This is a genomic window from Micromonospora sp. NPDC007208, from assembly GCF_042869175.1.
Lineage (GTDB): Bacteria > Actinomycetota > Actinomycetes > Mycobacteriales > Micromonosporaceae > Micromonospora > Micromonospora foliorum.
Genome location: NZ_JBIAFG010000002.1, coordinates 346,009 through 362,636, shown reverse-complemented (window position 1 = coordinate 362,636; position 16,628 = coordinate 346,009). Strand labels below are relative to the sequence as shown.

Below are 16,628 nucleotides of genomic sequence, written 5' to 3'. Positions count from 1 at the left end.
GTGCCGCAGCAACAGTCAGCTCCACAACAGTCGGTGGCAGCAGACGACAAGCCAGCCAACGATGCGCCGACTGTTGCCGCGATGCCCCGCGTCGAGCGGCCCGACCCGCCGGTCAAGGCGGCGATGGTCCCCGGTCTCGACACGACCGCAGTGCTGCCCTACGCCAGCTCCAGGGCCTCGACCGGCACCCGTTTCCTGCGCGCCTGGATGATGACGGCTCCCGTCGATGTCGTGGCGCTGCTGACTCCGTTGCTGCTGACCCAGAACTACTGGCGCGGGACGCTGGCCAACGCCGCCCTCACGGTGGCGATCTTCGCGGCGGGCGGGCTCTACCGGGCCCGCCGGCACGTCAGCATCCTCGACGAACTGCCGATCCTCTGCGGGCGACTGCTGGCCTCGGCCGCGGTGGTGGCGATCATCGCGGCCGAACGGCACGCCTCGGTGGACTACGTGACCAGCTTCATGCACGGGGTCGCGCTCTCCGCGGCGTTGGTGATCGCTGGTCGTGCGCTCAGCCGAAAGTTCACCATCGTCGCGCGTCGGCGGCGGTGGGTTGAGCACAACGCCATCATCATCGGTAGCGGTCCGATCGGCGTGGAACTGGCCCGGCTGCTGAGGCGCTACCCGCAGTACGGCCTGCGCTTCGTCGGCTGCGTCGACGCGGCGTCCCGACAGGACTCCGGTGCGGTTCCGCTGCTCGGCACCCTCGACAACATCGAACAACTGGTCCGGCTGCTCAACTGCGACGTCGTGGTCATCGCCGACCCGGACTGCACGGAGTCCACCCTGATCGCGGCCCTGCTCCAGCCGAACACCGCGCGCTGTGACCTCTGGGTGGTGCCCCGCCTGTGGGGGTCCCGGTCCCAGGCCGGATACCCCGACCACATCGGCGCCATCCCGATCGCCAAGATCGGCGACACGACCCTGTCCGGGCCGCGCTGGGCCATCAAGCGGGCCTCCGACGTCCTGGTCGCCACGCTGGCGCTCATCCTGCTGAGCCCGGTGCTGCTGCTCTGCGCCATCGCCACCTTCATCGACGGTGGTCCCGGCATCTTCTTCTACCAGGAGCGGATCGGCCGGTACGGCAAGCCGTTCAACGTCATTAAGTTCCGGTCCATGCGCCCCGTGGACGAGCAGGAGTCACAGACCAACTGGTCCATCGCCCACGACCGGCGGGTCGGCCCGATCGGGCGGTTCATGCGCCGGACGTCCCTGGACGAGCTGCCGCAGCTGTGGAACATCGTGCGCGGCGAGATGAGCGTGGTCGGGCCCCGGCCGGAGCGGCCGCACTTCGTGGAGAAGTTCTCCGCCGAGTATCCGAACTACGCGATGCGCCACCGGGTGCCCGTCGGCCTCACCGGGCTCGCGCAGGTCAGTGGCCTCCGCGGCGACACCCCGATCTCCGACCGGGCGAGGTTCGACAACTACTACATCGAGAACTGGTCGCTCTGGCTCGACGTCAAGGTGGTGCTCCGGACGGTCGCCGAGGTGTTCCGCGGTGGTGGACGCTGACGACCACCACCGGCCGGTCCGGTCGTGACCGTCAGTCGCGCACGAGGAACGGCAGCATCTTCGGCTGGTACCCGCCGCCGACGTAGCGCGCCGGATCTGCCTGCAACACCGAGGCCAGCAGGGTGCCGACGACATCTCGGAAGTCCGTCGTCGCCTTGAGGTCACCGTCGTCCAGGTCGGTCAGGCTCGGCTGCTCCCCGTAGAGCCCGCCGGCGACCTTCGAGCCCAGCACGAGGACAGGGCCGGCGGTTCCGTGGTCGGTGCCGTCGGAGGCATTCGCCCGGACCCGCCGGCCGAACTCGCTGTAGACGACGGTGGTGACCTGCCGGCCGGCCTCGGTGCCCGACAGCCGACGAGCGAAACTGCTCAGCGCCTCATCGAGCTGACGCAACAGGAACTCGTGCCCGACCCGCTCCGAGGCGTGCGTGTCGAACCCACCGAGGCTCACCGAGTACACCCGGGTGGGGACACCGGCCTCGACACACTGCGCCACCCGCAACAGCTGTGCGGAGAGGACGTTCGACCCACCCGTACTGGTGGCGGGGGTGTCGGGTTGGATGGTGGCCTCCGGCGTCGCGCTGACGGCTTCGGCGTGCCGGATGAGCTCGTTGATGTTGATCAGGTTGGCGTACGCGTCCGCGGCCCGCGCCTGCATCTCCGACTCGTTCGGCTCCCTGTGCCCCAGCACCCCGACCATGTCCGCGGTGACGCCGGGCGGCAGCTTGAGTCCGCCGATGCTCACACAGGCCCCGGTACGGGTCTCACCGGCGAGGAGAGGCGGGAGCATGGGCTCGAAGCTGACCGCGGCCTCGGGTGCGGCCCTGGTGCCGTCCAGCCATCGGCCCACCCATCCCGAACTGGTCGGGCCGCTGGGCGAAGCGCTCTGCCAAATGTCCATGGAGCGGAAGTGACTCCGGTCCGGTTTCGGATAACCGGCGCCGAGGACGACAGCCAACCGCTGCTCGCCCCACAGGGAACTCAGCCCCTTGAGCATCGGGTTCAGCCCCAGCGCGTCGTCGAGGCGAAGCACCCGCTCAGGCTCGTACGCCAACTCGGGTCGGGCCGCGTAGTAGGCCGGACTCGCATACGGGACGACGGTGTTGAGGCCATCGTTGCCGCCGTAGAGCGTCACGATGACCAGCTTGGGCGTCTTCCGGTGGTCTTCGCCCGGGGACGCCTCACTGGCGGTCCGCAGCAGACCTCCGAGGCTCAGCTTCGCCGCACCGGCGACGACGGCGCTGCCACCGGCAACCCCCGAGGCCAGCAGGAATCTGCGCCGGGTCACTGCATCCATGTCACGTCACCAGGTATTCCGGGCTCGCCAAGCCGATGGTCAACAGACGCTGCGGGTCGGTGGTGGCCTTCAGGACCGAGTACGTCCTGTTGGTCCAGGTCTCGATGGTAAGGGCGTGCGCCACGTCCTCCGGGGTCAGCCGTTGCGCCGGAACCAACTGGGCGATCCGACCGGCAAGGTTCAGGCGGGCCTGCGCGGCCCCAACGGTCAGCCAGTCCGCACCGGCCGGCCACCCCTCGACGCTCGGCGGCGCGAACGGCAACTGGCCCAGCCGCTCCAGACCATTGAGGACGTACGTCGACATCTCATCAGACAGTTCCCCTGGCCGCAGCCCCAGATGCCGCATCGCGCCGACGAACCACTCGGTTGGCTGCTTCACCAAGGTGCCGGCGGTGGCACGGAACGCCTCGTCCTCGAAGAGCTTCCGCAGCATCGACATCGAGTTCGGAAAGGCCGCCACCATGGCGTCCCGAGTGGTTTTCGGGATCGGGTCGGTCGACGAGGCATAACGGAACCACAACCGCTCGGCGATGAAGGCGGCACACCGCTCCTGCTTGAGCAGGAAATCGACGAGCGAGTGGGCGTCGAAGTTCTTCGTCGTACCAAGAATCGTCTTCGCCCTGTTGTCGTGCCAGGCCGGGCTGAAGTAACTGCGGGCACCGTCGTAATCGATCCGCCAGCCGGTCAGCGCACGACCCGCGGCCTTCACATCCCGTTCGGAGTATCGGCCGATACCGAGCATGAAGAGTTCCATCAACTCGCGGCCGAGGTTCTCATTGGGTGCGGTCCGCGTGTTGGATTCTCCATCGAGCCAGAAGACGAGCGCCGGATCTGTGATCATCTTGTGCGCCATCACCGCGAAGTCGAGCGAACTACGCAGAGTGCGATGCTGCAGCAGCATCAGTTGTGGCCGCATCACCTTCCGCACCGAGGTGGCCCAGTGGCCGTGCCAGAAGAACCACAGTTTCTCGCGGGTCTGGTGATCGGCGACCGTGAGGCGGTCCAGCCACCACTGGGTGATCCGCCTCGTCTGCGCCCAGCGCTCCTCGCTCGCCTTCGCGCGCTGAGCGGCGGTCGGATTGGACAGCCCGGAGAAGGGATCCGGGCCCAGAACGGGGATGGGGGCCAGCGAAGCCCCCACGTCCGGCGCCGTCGGCGCCGTGAGAGCGGCGACCGTTGCGTCGTAACCTGCCTTCTTCGCCGCGGCCAACTCAGCGGCGGTCGGGCCGAAACCGGCGCGGCGCAGTAGCAACGCGAGATCGTCGGCCATGCCAACAAATGTATGCGACGTCGATGACACGGTCGAGGCACGGGTCTGGAATTCCACTCACACCTCACGGACGTCGAGCCGGCGCCGATGATGACAGACCGTCCTCAGACGAGGATCGCGGTGACGTCCGATCTCTCGGCGTGGCCGCGAATCGTGTCAAAGCCCTCGGCGCGAGCGAGGGCTTTGACACGAGCCCTAGGCCGCGGCCGTCGACAGGCGGACGGTTTTGCCCGTTCGCGGGTGCCGACTCGCCATTGCCCGACGGCACGCTGTCGACCCGATGCCGATCACCGAAGCTTCGGCGCGATCGGCCGGCGGGGCACCGGTCGGCCGGGCGGCGCGATACTGACCTCCGGGCTGGTGAGCCGGGTCAGACCCGCGTAGTCGCCGTTGAAGACGTTCTTGCTGTAGTTGCCGGGCTGGGACGAATCGCCGGGCGCGTACTGCCAGATGGTTTCGGTGGCCCAGCCGGCGGGCAGCGGCGGCCGGGTCGTGGTGTAGCCGGCGATGTCCAACAGGAGACCGCCGAAGGAGGCGTCGCTGTTGGTGCACGGGTTCCAGAAGTTGGTGTTCGTGTAGATCATCATCGGTCGACCGATACGTGCCCTGACCTGGTCGGTGAACACCCGCACCCAGTTGGTCAACTCCGCGGGGGTCAGCCCGTAGCAGGTCGGGGCGCCGGCCCAGTACGGCCACTCGAAGTCGAGCATCGGCACCAGCGTGCGGGAGTCCTTCGCCCACCGCATGTTGTCGATGAAGTAGTTGGCCTCACCCACCGGGTCCCGCCCGTCCGGGCGGGCGAAGTGGTACGCGCCGACGAGCAGACCCGCTGCCTTCGCCGCGGTGTAGTCGCCGTTGAAGTAGGGATTGAGGTAGTCGTTTCCCTCGGTGGCCTTGATGTAGACGAACTTGTTACCGTCGGCCACCACCGCGCCCCAGTTGATCGGCCCGAGGTTGTGGTCGTGGCTGGACACGTCGATGCCCTGGACGGTGTAGCCGGCAGGCGGGTTGGCCAGCGCGGACACCGCGCTCTGCCGGACTCCCGGCGGGCCACCGGCGACGGCTCGGCCACCACCGTCGGGGGAGGCCGCCGCGCTCGCCGCCGGTGACGTGCTGAGCAGGTTGACGGCCAGCGCCGAGGCGACCAGCACCGGAATCCATTTCCGTGACATGAGTGGCCCGAATCTCCTTGCTCAGGAGCCGACATCTCGCGGTTCGTCAGCGAACGTCGACATCGCGTGGACCGGCGGATCAACCGGCGCGAAAGTACTGTCGCACTTTACGCAAGTGAGGGCTCTTCGCGCTGCCCTGCTCCGCAGAAGTGAATAGCACCATGCCGGAGCATCAGCCCGCCGATGCGTTCACCATCAATCAGTCCGAAAGGCTGAGCCATCGATGCCACGGTTCCACGAAGATGGGCTGCGTCTCTGCCGAAAGGCGGGGACTTTCAAGTGCGTCCGTTCTGGACGCTGACCCCACGGGGAGTCTCACGTGTTCCAACTTCGCCGAGCTGGTCGCTCGGTCACGGCAGGGCTCGCCCTCGCCGTAGTCGCAGCCGCAACGATCTCCAGCGGCGGTGCCGCGTACGCCGCACCGTCGGATGGGCACAAGCTGCCGCGAGCCCTCAAGTCCGCCGACAAGGGTGCCATCAAGGACAGCTACATCGTGGTCCTGAAGGACACCAAGGCCAACCCGGCCGCTGTCGACGCCAGCGCCAAGGCTCTCACCAAGCAGTTCGGCGGCGCTGTCTCCCACACGTACAACCGCTCGATCCGGGGCTTCGCCGCCCGGATGAACGAGGCGCAGGCCAAGAAACTGGCCACCAGCTCCTCGGTCGCGTACGTGGAGCAGAACCGCAAGGTGTCGAAGAGCGACACCCAGCTGAACACGCCGTCGTGGGGCCTGGACCGGCTGGACCAGATCTTCGCGCCGTTGAACAAGCGCTACACCTACCCGAACACGGCGAGCAACGTGCACGCCTACGTGATCGACACCGGCATCCGCATCAGCCACCAGGAGTTCGGTGGGCGGGCCAGTAATGGGTACGACTTCGTCGACAACGACGCGGTCGCGAACGACTGCAACGGGCACGGCACGCACGTCGCCGGCACCATCGGCGGCACCAACTACGGTGTGGCCAAGGCCGTCAAGCTGGTTGGCGTGCGCGTGCTCGACTGCGAGGGCAACGGCACCTACGCCGGTGTGCTGGCCGGCATCGACTGGGTCACCGCGAACGCGGTGAAGCCTGCCGTCGCCAACATGAGCCTCGGCGGCGAAGCCGACGACGCGATCGACGCAGCGGTGGAGGCCTCCATCGCCTCCGGCGTGTCGTACTCCGTAGCCGCCGGCAACGACGGCGGCGACGCCTGCCTCCAGTCGCCGGCCCGCGCGGCCTCGGCGATCACGGTGGGAGCGACCGACGAGGTCGACTTCCGGGCGTCCTTCTCCAACTACGGCCCCTGCGTGGACATCCACGCGCCGGGTCACCACATCCCGTCGTCGGTGGCCAGCAGCGACACGGCGATCGACAGGTACAGCGGCACCTCCATGGCGAGCCCGCACGTCGCGGGCGCCGCGGCACTCGCGCTGTCGGCGAACCCGACCTGGACGCCCCTGCAGGTGCGTAACAACCTCGTCTACGGCGGCACCCGCCGGGTCGTGCGCAACACGGCCGCGTGGGCCGGCACGAGCGACGTGATGCTGCGCATTGGCACCACGGCGGTCCCGCAGGTCACCGGCCTGCGGTCGCTGACCAACGGCAAGACCGTCTCGGTGGGGTCGGGCGGCAACCAGCCGCTGATCGCCAACCAGCCCCCGGCTCAGATCGGTGACCTGGAGAAGTTCACCGTGGTGAGCGCCGGGACCGGTTACATCGCCTTCGGGTCGTGGGCGAACGGTAAGTACGTCAGCGCCACCTCCGGCGGCGCCGGCTCGCTGATCGCCAACGCCAGCACCATCACCGACGCGGAGCGGTTCCAGGTGGTGATGAACGGCGACGGCACGACCACCCTGATCGCCAAGATCAACGGCAAGTACGTCACCGCGCCATCGGGCGGCACCCAGCCGCTCGTCGCCAGCGCCACCACGATCGGTGGAGCGGAGAAGTTCATGTGGGCCTCGCCGGCCGCGGTCATCGTGGTGAGCTCGGCGGCCAACGGCAAGATCGTGACCGCGCCGGGTGCCACTCAGCCGCTGATCGCGAACAGCACGACTGTCGGCAACCCGCAAAAGTTCGACCTGCTCGATCTCGGGGAGGACGCGGTCGCACTGCGGTCGCACTCCAACTGGCGCTACGTCAGCGCACCGTCGAACGGCACCCAGCCGCTCATCGCCAACGGCACCGCGATCGGCACCCCGCAGTTGTTCTGGCTGTACCACTACGGTGACGGCAGCCTGCTGCTGCAGTCCCAGTCCAACTTCAACCTGGTGCAGGCCCCGAACAACGGCAACTCGCCGCTGATCGCCAACTTCGACCCGTGGGAGAACGACCCGGGCCCCACGACGATGTTCACCCACGTCGTCCAGACCGTCGGTTGAGCATCAACGCCTGACCGTCACGTCCTGACGTGACACATGCGACGGGCCGCCGAGACACGCGCGATACGTGTCCCGGCGGCCCGTTCGTTTCAGGAGGCGTCTACCCCGGTCCGCGACGAGAGCGAGGCGTACGCCGCCTGCAACTGCCGACGGACCGCCGCCGAGCTGTGGTGTGCCACGACCCACTCCCGCCCGTTGACGGCCATCCGCTCGGCGGTCTCCGGGGAGGACAACAGCGCCGCGACCTTCGCGATCCAGCCAGCGCTGTCGTCGGCGACGCTGACGTGCACACCGTCCTGCACACCGGCGCGGTCGGCCACCATGCTTGTCGTCACGCTCGGCACCCCGGCGGACATGGCCTGGATGAGCTTCAGCTGCACCCCGGTACCCCGGAAGATCGGCGCGATGGCGACCGCCGCGTCCGAGTAGTAGGGCTCGACCGCCGGCGCGTTGGCGTGCAGCTCGATGCCGTTCCCGACCAGCGCCTGGACCGCCTTCGGCGGGTCCGTGCCGACAATCCGCAGCCGGGCGTCCGGGACCGCGTCGCGGATACCCTGCCAGCACTCGCGCACGAACCACATGAGGCCGTTGACGTTCGCCTCGTAGCTCAGCCGACCCACGAAGAGGACCGTCGGTGCGATCGGGCCCTGCTGCCGCTGCACGGAGAAGTCGCAGGGGCTGCGGACCAGGTAGGTGTTGGGCCGTTCCTGGCCGGGCAGGGACGGCGCCGAGAGCATCAGCGGCACCCCCTTGCGGACCAGCTCGTCCTCCCGCGCCCGCATCCGACTGCCCTCCACCCGACCCAGCGCACGCCAGGCGAGGTTGGGCCCGTGCGAGGCCAACTGCTCGTAGTACTCGCTGCGGAACTCGTCCAGGTCGACGATGACAGGCGTGTCACCGCAGGCCTCGACAAGGTGGACGGTGCGGAAGACGTTGAGGTGCACCACGTCCGGCTGGAACTCGTCCAGCTGCTGCCGCAGGGCGTCGGTGAGCGCCTTCGGGCTCGCGTACCCCGTCTGCAAGGAGACACCGGTGCCGAGCGCACGTGCGGAGCGCAGCATGGAACCGGCGAACGGGTTGGCCACGAGCGTCCGGTCCTTGACCGGCAGTTGCTCGGCCAGCTGCACCTCCTTGTCGTCGTGCGTCAGCGCGAGGAAGCGGACATCGTGCTCGGCGGCGAGCATCTCCAGGATCACCAGGCTTCGCGGACGAACCGACGCCGGGATCCAGGGCGCTACAAACAAAATCTTCAAATCGGCAGCCTCCTTAGGGCGGACGCGAGGAGTCGCTGGGCTCGCGTGCCGTGCTTCGCGAAATAGACCTGCATGCCGGCCCGGTACAGGTTGTTCTTGCCGACCGCAGCGGTGCTGGTGCTCTCCTTGTGCTCGGCGACGCTCGTCCCGATCGACTTGACAACCCAGCCCCCGGCCCAGAGCCGGGTGCAGAGGTCGACGTCCTCGAAGTAGAGGAAGAAGTCGCTGTCGAACCCGCCGACGGCCCGGAAGGCATCCCCTCGGACGAGCATGCAGAAGCCCGACACCCAGGCAGCCTCGCGTACCTGACCGGTCGGCTCGACATCGAGGTAATCGAGCATCGCAAATTTCTTCCGCAGCGGCCCCGCCTGCGCCAACGACCGCTTCACGCCGCTGGGCACGAGCTCGTCCACGCGGAGGGCGGCCAGCCACTCCTTTGCCATGCTCGGCGCCGGCCCCGCCGAGATCCCGAAGCGCCCGTCGGGGTATCGCATCAGCGGCGCGACCACCCCCAGCTTCGGGTCGGCCCGCAGCGCCTCGGCGAGGTGCGCGAAGGAATCGGCGGTGATGTGGCAGTCGGGGTTGAGCAGGAAGTAGGCGTCAGCGTCGGGGACGGTCTCCGCGGCGGCGTTGATGGCCTTGCCGAAGCCGACGTTCGGCAGCGAGATGACCTGGTACCCGAAGGACTTGGCCACCTCGACGCTGTCGTCGGTGGAGGAGTTGTCCACCACCACGACGTGGTCGATCGGCAGGGCACCCAGGCAGCCCAGGCTGAGGGGAAGCTCCTTGGCCGAGTTGTAGGAGACGATGATGGCTGCGATCTTCACTGTCGACCCGCAATCGCGTAGGCGTCGAGGTACGAGCGGACCGTGTCGTCCCACCGGAACGTCCGCTCGATGTGGGCGCGAGCGTTCCGACCACGCTGCGCGGCGTCCTCAGGGGATTCGACGGCGGTCCGGACGGCCGCCGCGATCTCGTCCGCCGTCGACGCGACGAACAGCATCGAGTCGTCACCCCGGACCGACTCGGCCGGGCCGCTGGACGTGATTACGGGACAGCCCAGAGCCATGGCGTGTGCCACCTTCATCAGCACGCCGCCACCCACGATGGACGGCACGACGACGGCGTGGGCGCCGAGCATCTCCGACTGGAAGTCGGGCACCGCACCGGTCACCACCACCCGGCTGTCGTTCTCGCCGAGACCGATCACGTCGGGGGTGGGATCCGCCCCGACGATCCTGAGTTCGGCGTCCGGCAGGCTCTGCCACACGATCGGCATCACCTCCCGGGCGAGAAGCTCGGCGACGAGGACGTTCGCACGTCGCCACATCGCCCCGGCGAACACCAGACGCGGTCGGCCGGTCACCGGCGGCGGCGACCAGGACCGCTCCCCCACGTGGATGCCCGGCCGGGCGAGGACGGTGTTGGGGTTGTACGTCTTGGCCACCGCGAAGTCGGCGTCGGACAGGGTGATGACCGCCGCCGCCTGCCGGATCGCCGCCCGCTCGAACCGGCGCGTGCGCACCAGCTCGGCGAGGCGGTACGGCCGTTCCAGGCCGGACGACGCCCGGTACGACTCCAGCATCACCTTCTCGGTGATGTCGTGCAGACCCAGCACCGACGCCCGGCTGAGCCCGACGACCTCGGCGGACTGCAGGTACTCCGCGTGCACCACATCGGGCTGGATCCGCCGGATCAACTCGGCGGCCTCCTGGGTGGCCTCGCGCGGCCACGCCTGACGCAGCCACGCCGGTTCGACACGGAGCCGGTCCAGGTGGCTCGGACGCGCGACGACGTTGGACGGCAGCAACGTGTACTTCAGGTCGTCCCGGTCCGACGCGGCGGTGTTCCCCGGTGAGTACACGAAGAGGTCGACCTGTTCGGCCAGCCGCGGCGTGAGCTGCACGATCGTGTCGGCCGCGGCATGGTTGTGCTGGCCGTTGGGCGCGAATGGGGTGAGCAGCAGGACCCGCATCAGTCCAGCCGCTTCAGCAGCGTCGTGACGAACCCCTGCGCGACGCGACCCTGGGCCGCGACCCGCCCGGCGGCCTCCCGGAACTCCTCGGTCGCCGCCGCGGCCTGGGTGGCCTTCCGGTAGAGCGTGTCGGCATCGACGTCCGGCGGCACCACGTACTCGCTGAGCCCCAGATCGACGAAGGCGTCGTGGACCTTCCGCTCGTAGGCGATGGCCACCGTGGGAACCCCGATCGCCACGGCCAGGAGGGCCGCGTGCAGGCGGGTGCCGAGGACGAGCTGGTTCGTCGCGAGCGCCTGCAGCCAGGTACGGAGCGCCCCGGAGAGCGGCTGACTGCCGTCCAACGGGGTCTGGTCCAGGGCCAGCAGGTCGCGGAAGGCACGCTCGTAGATGACGCGGTCGTCCTCGCCGTGCGCCCCCCGCCCGAAGGCCATCGGCAGGAAGGTGCCCGACCATCCCTCCTCGCGCAGCCGGGCGGCGCAACCGGCGGTGGACGCCAGCAGCGGGCCCTCCATCTCGGGTGCGAGCGGCCGCATCGACAGCGCGAAGCGCCGACCGGCGCCGACCCGCTCCAGGTCGGGCAACGGCAGGGTGTACGCCATGTCGCCGATGACCTCGGCGCTGGAGCCGAAGTGCGACGCGGTTCGCTCGTCGCGCACCCCGACGCCGACACAGGCGGCGCCGATGACCCGGAGCAACTGCCGGCCGAACGGCGTTCCGCCCTCCCGGACGCCGACGCCGACCGTGGCGACGGGTGTCCCGGCAACCTTGGCCATCGCGATGATCCGGGCGAACATCGGCAGCGTGCCCGGCCAGGACAGGTTGGGCGAACGCTCCTGGAAGACCGTTCCGGGGCCGAGGAGCAGCAGGTCACACGACTTGATCGAACGTTGGACCGCGACCTGACGCTCCGAGGCGCCACGAGCCCGCAGCACGGGCATGTTCTCCGTGTCCACGCCGTGCAGTTCGGCGACCCGGTCCGGGTTGGGGCAGAAGACCACGAACGTCGCGTTCTCCTTGACCGCGCGGACGCAGGTAATGAGCGAGTGGAGGAGGATCTCGTCTCCGAGATTGTCCGATCCGAACCACCCGACTATTCCGACCCTCACATGTCCTCCGTCGTCGCGGCCTGCAGGTGACCTGCGGCCCTCCGTTGAGCCAACAATTTGGCGGTAGCCAGCACGAGGATGACGCCGCCCAGGACGAAGGACGCCAGGGCGGGTTCCAGGACCGCCAGCAGTACGGCGAGCGCGCCGACCGCCGCCGCCACGATCACGAACGAGATCACGACCGGACGTACCAGTTCCTTTATCCGCAGGAACCAGAGCAGTGACCCTGCCACGACCAGTTCGTTCAGCACCATCGCCGTTGCGGACCCAAAAGCCCCGTACGTTCCGTCGAGTGCGACGTTCAGCCCGACGCTGCCGCAGATACTCAACGCCAGCACGATCAGCCGGCTGGAGGCGCGGCCCTGGGAGAGCAGAATGGCGGACAGGCCGAAGTTGCCGAATCGTAGAACGAGGAAGAAGGTGAGCACCATCGCGAGCGTCGGAATGTTGCCCGCATGGTCGCCGAACAACACCGCGGTCCCGATCGGGATGCCGATGAACATGACACCGGCGGCGGCCTGACCCGCGAGCCCGAAGAACCGGAAGATCGTGAGCGGATCGTTCGACTGGGCGGCCCCGGACGCCCGGCGCGGCGCGGCGTAGGCGAGCGCGCCGACGCCCATGGACGCCGCGACCTGGACCACCGGCCCGACGATCGCCGCTGCCGACACGTATTCGCCGACTTCCGCGGCGGCGACGAAGAACGCGAGGACGAAAACGTCGCCACGGAAGTAGAAGAGACCGAAGAGGTCGGCGGCGAAGTACGGCAGGGCCTGCCGGACGTGCTGGACCGCGCGGACACCGCGGGAGTCACGCAGCGCCGGCAGGATGCGCACGATGAGGAACGCGGCAGCGGACCGGAGGACGGCCGCTATCGACATGTAGACCGCGGCGTCGCCGAGGGTGAGCCCGTCCAGCAGCCACACGTCGACCGCGCACGCGCCGACCAGCAGGAGGCCGGCGGACACGTTCGTGAGCGGCTCGACCCAGGCCGAGGGCGTGCCCCGGACGAGGACCCACGCCGTTTCGTTCCACTGCTCCAGCAGGCTGGCCACGAAGATCAGGAAGAAGGCGAACTGCGCCTCCGGGGGAAGGACCGCGCCGATCAGGGGGTACGCGACGGCGGCGGCCACCATCAACGCGGCGAAGCGCCCGCAGTGGATCCGCGCGACCACCGGCGGTGACACCGTCCCCGCGGCCGCCTCCCTGGTCAGGTAGGTCGGCAGACCGAGGGAGAGCGCGGCGGCGGTGAAGGACGCGATGAGCGTGGCGAGACCGTAGAAGCCGACCGCCTCGGTGCCGGCGCCCCTGGTCAGAAACGCCATCACCACCAGGGTGGTGGACCGGGTGGCCAGGGTGGAGATGCCCAGCAGACCCGACACGATGGTCAGAGACGGTCGCCGTCGCTCCGGCGTGGTGACCTCAGTCGCGACCATAGCCACTCGCAACCCGTACGTAGCGCGACCGGGCGTAGAAGTAGCCGGCGATCAACGCCAACATCAAGAAGTACGGTCCCTGCATGAGCCCCCATCCCGTCATGCCGATCAGGACGAGGCCCGGCAGCGCGCTGACCAGAACCCGGGGCGCCAGTTCGGAGGTCCGTACCCGGAACACGGAGTGGATGGCTGTCGTCGCGGTCATCGCGAACGGCAGCCAGAGGAGCAACGCGCCGATGACGCCCAACTCCGCGGCGCTGAGCAACAGCACGTTGTGCACGGGCACGCCACTGGCGGTGAGGGGATCGGAGGCACCGGCGATGGCCACGTAGCTGTTGGGGCCCACCCCTGCCCACGGGTGCTCCCGGATCACGTCGAAGGCGACCTGGAGCAGGTGCTGACGGTCGCCACCCTCGGGGTCGGCCGTGAACCGCTTGATCAGCCACGGCACCGACACCAGGCCGAGCAGGCCAGTGATCCCGATGACGACGAAGTACTTCTTCTGCCAGCGCCCGGTCACGAACTCGAGCACCACAAGGATGAGGATCATCGAGACCACGGCCGCGAGGACCGACCGACTCTGGGTGAGGGAGACGCCGAGGAAGACGACACCGAGCGTGCTCCAGGCCACCCATCGTTGCCGCACCGTCTTCTGCGGCAGGGTCAACGTGCACATCCCGCAGAAGAACAGCAGCTTCGCCAGTTCGCCCGGATGGCTGGTCAGGCCGGTCGCGCGGCCGAGCACGTCGAGCGCCTGTTGGCCGGCGATGCGGCGCAGCGGAAAGCCGAGGACCGCCATCGTGATCGCGAAGAGCTGCAACCACGCCACCGCCGCGAAGGCCCAGAGCAGGACGGAGTTCCTCCGGTCGGCACGTTCGGCGGTGACCCCGATGGCGAACACGATGGCCACCAGGCTGAAGTGCACCAGGCCGCTCACGGTGCGCGGGGACGAGTCCCAGGCGAGCACGGCGAACAGCAGCATCCAGCCGAGGAACGGCAGCCACGGGAAGAAGGCGCGGGCGAGTTGACGCCGCGTCTGGATCGCGATCACGACCACGGCCGCCGCGATCGCGATCGTGTACGTGTACAACATCGGCGTGCCGGTGGCCACGCCGCTGTAGATCACCACCTCGGACGGGGCGAGGGCGATCGGCGCCAGACCGAGTGTCGCCACGAGCACGGCCAACACGGCGACGATGCGTTGATCCGGATCGGATCGCAGGCCCTCGACGAGCGCCCGCCCAGCCGAGGTCAACTGCGTGAGCAGGCTCGGGCCCCGGTGGCGGCCCGACGAGTGCGACGCGGACGCCTCCTCGGCGGGGCCAGCAGCCGGGCCGAGGGCCGGGCCGAGGGCCGGGCCAGCAGCCGGGCCGGCGTTCCGCTGGGCTAGCACCTCACGGGGATTGAGCCGTGTCGTCGGGGCATGGCTCGGATCATCCTGGGGATGACCACCGCCTGTGCCGGGGAACATGGCATCTCCGAGTCAGCGTTGGTCGGCCAGTCGCCGCCGGGGCTGCGCTGGTCGTGCGGGGGTTTAGCTCACGCCTTGAAGCCAGGTCAGTGAGGTCGGGCTCCAGAACCGGTGACAATCGGCTCGGCCGAAGCTGCGCTTCGCGGGCTTATCATAGAGGGGCGCGTGAGCGACGAACCAGCGGTCCCGGGCCGGTGTGTGGCACGACTGTCCTCCACGGTGGGCTGCGGCGGGCGTAATAGAACGTGGCGGTCAAGGTGCTCTAATTCCCCTTTTTGCCATTTGCGGCGCATATCGCCAACCCCTTGCCTCGGGTGCAGGACCACATAGTCATCGAGGGTCTCGGTAAGCTGAGTCGGCGGTCTTCTTCCTCTGGTGACCGCGGAGTCAGGCCCGCCTCTATCGCCGGCGGCAGACGTGGTATCCGAAGTGTCCTGAAGCGCGTCCCGTTCCGGGTCGCCGAGGGCCGGTACGTATCCTACGTTCCCCCGATCACCTCTCTCGCCAGGGCGTTGACATGAACCTCACCCACGCGGACCGCTCGACGCTCAAGGAACAGACCGTCGAGTTGCCGATCCAAGCGGTGCTCGATCGGCCGCCCGCGCCGGCCACTTCGCGTGCACCTCGGCTCTATGTACTAGACCTTCTGCGTTTCCTCGCCGCCATGGCGGTCGTCGCATACCATTTGCTGTTCGCCGACGCCAGGGAGTCCTGGGCGGCCGACACCGCGATTCTGTTCGGCGCTCCACTGCGGCAGGCCGCCAGTTACGGGTGGCTGGGGGTCGAACTCTTCTTCATGATCAGCGGCTTCGTGATCTGCATGAGTTCGTGGGGCCGGTCACTCAGCGACTTCTTCACCTCGCGCATCACCCGACTGATGCCTGCGTATCTGTTCGCGGTCCTCCTGACCGCGTCAGTGCTCCTGCTGTGGCCACACCCCGGAGAAAAAGCACCCGACCTGCGGCAGATCATCGGCAACCTCACGATGACGCAGAACCTGCTGCAATTGGACAACCTCGACGAGCCGTACTGGACGCTGCTGATCGAGCTGAAGTTCTATCTGCTCTTCCTGATCGTGATCGCCTTCGGCGTCACGTACCGCCGGGTCCTCCTGTTCTGCATGGTGTGGACGACGCTCGCGCTCATCGCGCACAGTGCCGACTTCAAGTTTCTGACGTTGGTGGTCGAGCCACGGTTCGCGTCGTACTTCGTCGCGGGAATGGCGCTCTACCTCATGCACCGATTCGGGCAGAGCCTCCTGCTCTGGTGCATTGTCGGCTTCTCTTTCGCGGTCAACGCCGTCATGTTGGACGCACGGGTGGCCCCGCTCGTGAAGGCCGGTCTGCCGATGTCGTGGAAGGCGTCACTGGCTCTGGTGACCATCTTCTATCTTTTGATGATCGGTATCGCACTCGGTTGGTTCGCCAGGATCCAATGGCGAGGGCTGGCGACCATCGGCGCCCTCACCTATCCGCTCTATCTGATCCATTCGGCCAACGGACGCACCGTCATCCGCCACCTGCGCGACGACGTGCCCCCGTGGCTGCTCCTGGGTGGCGTCGTCATCGGGACACTGCTGCTGGCCTACGCCGTGCACCTGTTCGTGGAACGTCCGCTGAGCCGGGCGTTGCGGAACGGCCTGAAGAGCAGTTTCCAGCAGGTCCGTGCCTCCTCGGAGTCCACAGACGACACGGCCGGTGCGGTCCCACCCGCCGCCGATCACGCTCGCCCGGCGGCAGCCGCACCCACTCCGGTGACCCGCTGATCCCTG

At 68.4% G+C, this 16,628-nt stretch carries 12 protein-coding genes; 3 read left to right on the top strand and 9 right to left on the bottom strand.

Translation table 11 applies throughout. From position 1 onward, the window contains the following. Nucleotides 1-81 precede the first annotated feature (81 nt). Entirely contained in the window at nucleotides 82-1,512 is a 1,431-nt protein-coding gene (locus ACFYL6_RS05125) for a sugar transferase (RefSeq protein ID WP_387167661.1), read from the top strand. Between the two features lie 31 nt (nucleotides 1,513-1,543). Here the strand turns inward: ACFYL6_RS05125 and ACFYL6_RS05120 are convergent, their stop codons facing one another. The 3 genes from ACFYL6_RS05120 to ACFYL6_RS05110 form a co-directional block, all read right to left on the bottom strand. Then, nucleotides 1,544-2,806: a DUF1501 domain-containing protein gene (locus tag ACFYL6_RS05120; RefSeq protein WP_387167657.1), complete on the bottom strand. Its 1,263-nt coding sequence runs from the start codon at nucleotides 2,804-2,806 to the stop codon at nucleotides 1,544-1,546. Nucleotide 2,807: 1 nt separating this feature from the next. Next, nucleotides 2,808-4,076: a DUF1800 family protein gene (locus ACFYL6_RS05115; RefSeq protein ID WP_387167654.1), complete on the bottom strand. Its 1,269-nt coding sequence runs from the start codon at nucleotides 4,074-4,076 to the stop codon at nucleotides 2,808-2,810. A 287-nt stretch (nucleotides 4,077-4,363) separates the two neighbouring features. Then, nucleotides 4,364-5,248, bottom strand: coding sequence for a GH25 family lysozyme (locus ACFYL6_RS05110; protein ID WP_387167651.1), 885 nt, complete (start codon nucleotides 5,246-5,248; stop codon nucleotides 4,364-4,366). 319 nt (nucleotides 5,249-5,567) lie between these two features. Here ACFYL6_RS05110 and ACFYL6_RS05105 point away from each other — a divergent pair, with 319 nt between their 5' ends. Continuing rightward, nucleotides 5,568-7,613 (top strand): S8 family serine peptidase, encoded by a 2,046-nt coding sequence (locus tag ACFYL6_RS05105; RefSeq protein WP_387167648.1) that lies wholly within the window; start codon nucleotides 5,568-5,570, stop codon nucleotides 7,611-7,613. Nucleotides 7,614-7,702: 89 nt separating this feature from the next. Here the strand turns inward: ACFYL6_RS05105 and ACFYL6_RS05100 are convergent, their stop codons facing one another. Genes ACFYL6_RS05100 through ACFYL6_RS05075 form a run of 6 tightly spaced genes read right to left on the bottom strand, consistent with a single transcriptional unit; the run spans nucleotide 7,703 to nucleotide 14,779 of the window. Then, complete coding sequence (locus tag ACFYL6_RS05100) at nucleotides 7,703-8,866, bottom strand: glycosyltransferase family 4 protein (RefSeq protein ID WP_387167645.1); 1,164 nt, start codon at nucleotides 8,864-8,866, stop codon at nucleotides 7,703-7,705. Further along, nucleotides 8,863-9,693 (bottom strand): glycosyltransferase family 2 protein, encoded by an 831-nt coding sequence (locus ACFYL6_RS05095; RefSeq protein ID WP_387167642.1) that lies wholly within the window; start codon nucleotides 9,691-9,693, stop codon nucleotides 8,863-8,865. The genes ACFYL6_RS05100 and ACFYL6_RS05095 overlap by 4 nt, the downstream gene beginning before the upstream one ends. Next, nucleotides 9,690-10,841, bottom strand: coding sequence for a glycosyltransferase family 4 protein (locus ACFYL6_RS05090; protein ID WP_387167639.1), 1,152 nt, complete (start codon nucleotides 10,839-10,841; stop codon nucleotides 9,690-9,692). Before ACFYL6_RS05090 ends, ACFYL6_RS05095 begins: the two co-directional genes overlap by 4 nt. After that, on the bottom strand, nucleotides 10,841-11,950 hold the full coding sequence (locus ACFYL6_RS05085; RefSeq protein ID WP_387167636.1) for a polysaccharide pyruvyl transferase family protein: 1,110 nt from the start codon (nucleotides 11,948-11,950) through the stop codon (nucleotides 10,841-10,843). The genes ACFYL6_RS05090 and ACFYL6_RS05085 overlap by 1 nt, the downstream gene beginning before the upstream one ends. Beyond that, the gene (locus ACFYL6_RS05080) at nucleotides 11,947-13,386 is read right to left on the bottom strand and encodes a hypothetical protein (RefSeq protein ID WP_387167633.1); all 1,440 of its coding nucleotides are present in this window, start codon (nucleotides 13,384-13,386) and stop codon (nucleotides 11,947-11,949) included. The genes ACFYL6_RS05085 and ACFYL6_RS05080 overlap by 4 nt, the downstream gene beginning before the upstream one ends. Further along, nucleotides 13,373-14,779 (bottom strand): O-antigen ligase family protein, encoded by a 1,407-nt coding sequence (locus tag ACFYL6_RS05075; RefSeq protein ID WP_387167630.1) that lies wholly within the window; start codon nucleotides 14,777-14,779, stop codon nucleotides 13,373-13,375. Before ACFYL6_RS05075 ends, ACFYL6_RS05080 begins: the two co-directional genes overlap by 14 nt. 595 nt (nucleotides 14,780-15,374) lie before the next feature. On the opposite strand from ACFYL6_RS05075, the gene ACFYL6_RS05070 reads away from it, so the two are divergent. Then, entirely contained in the window at nucleotides 15,375-16,622 is a 1,248-nt protein-coding gene (locus ACFYL6_RS05070; protein ID WP_387167628.1) for an acyltransferase family protein, read from the top strand. Nucleotides 16,623-16,628: the final 6 nt, after the last annotated feature.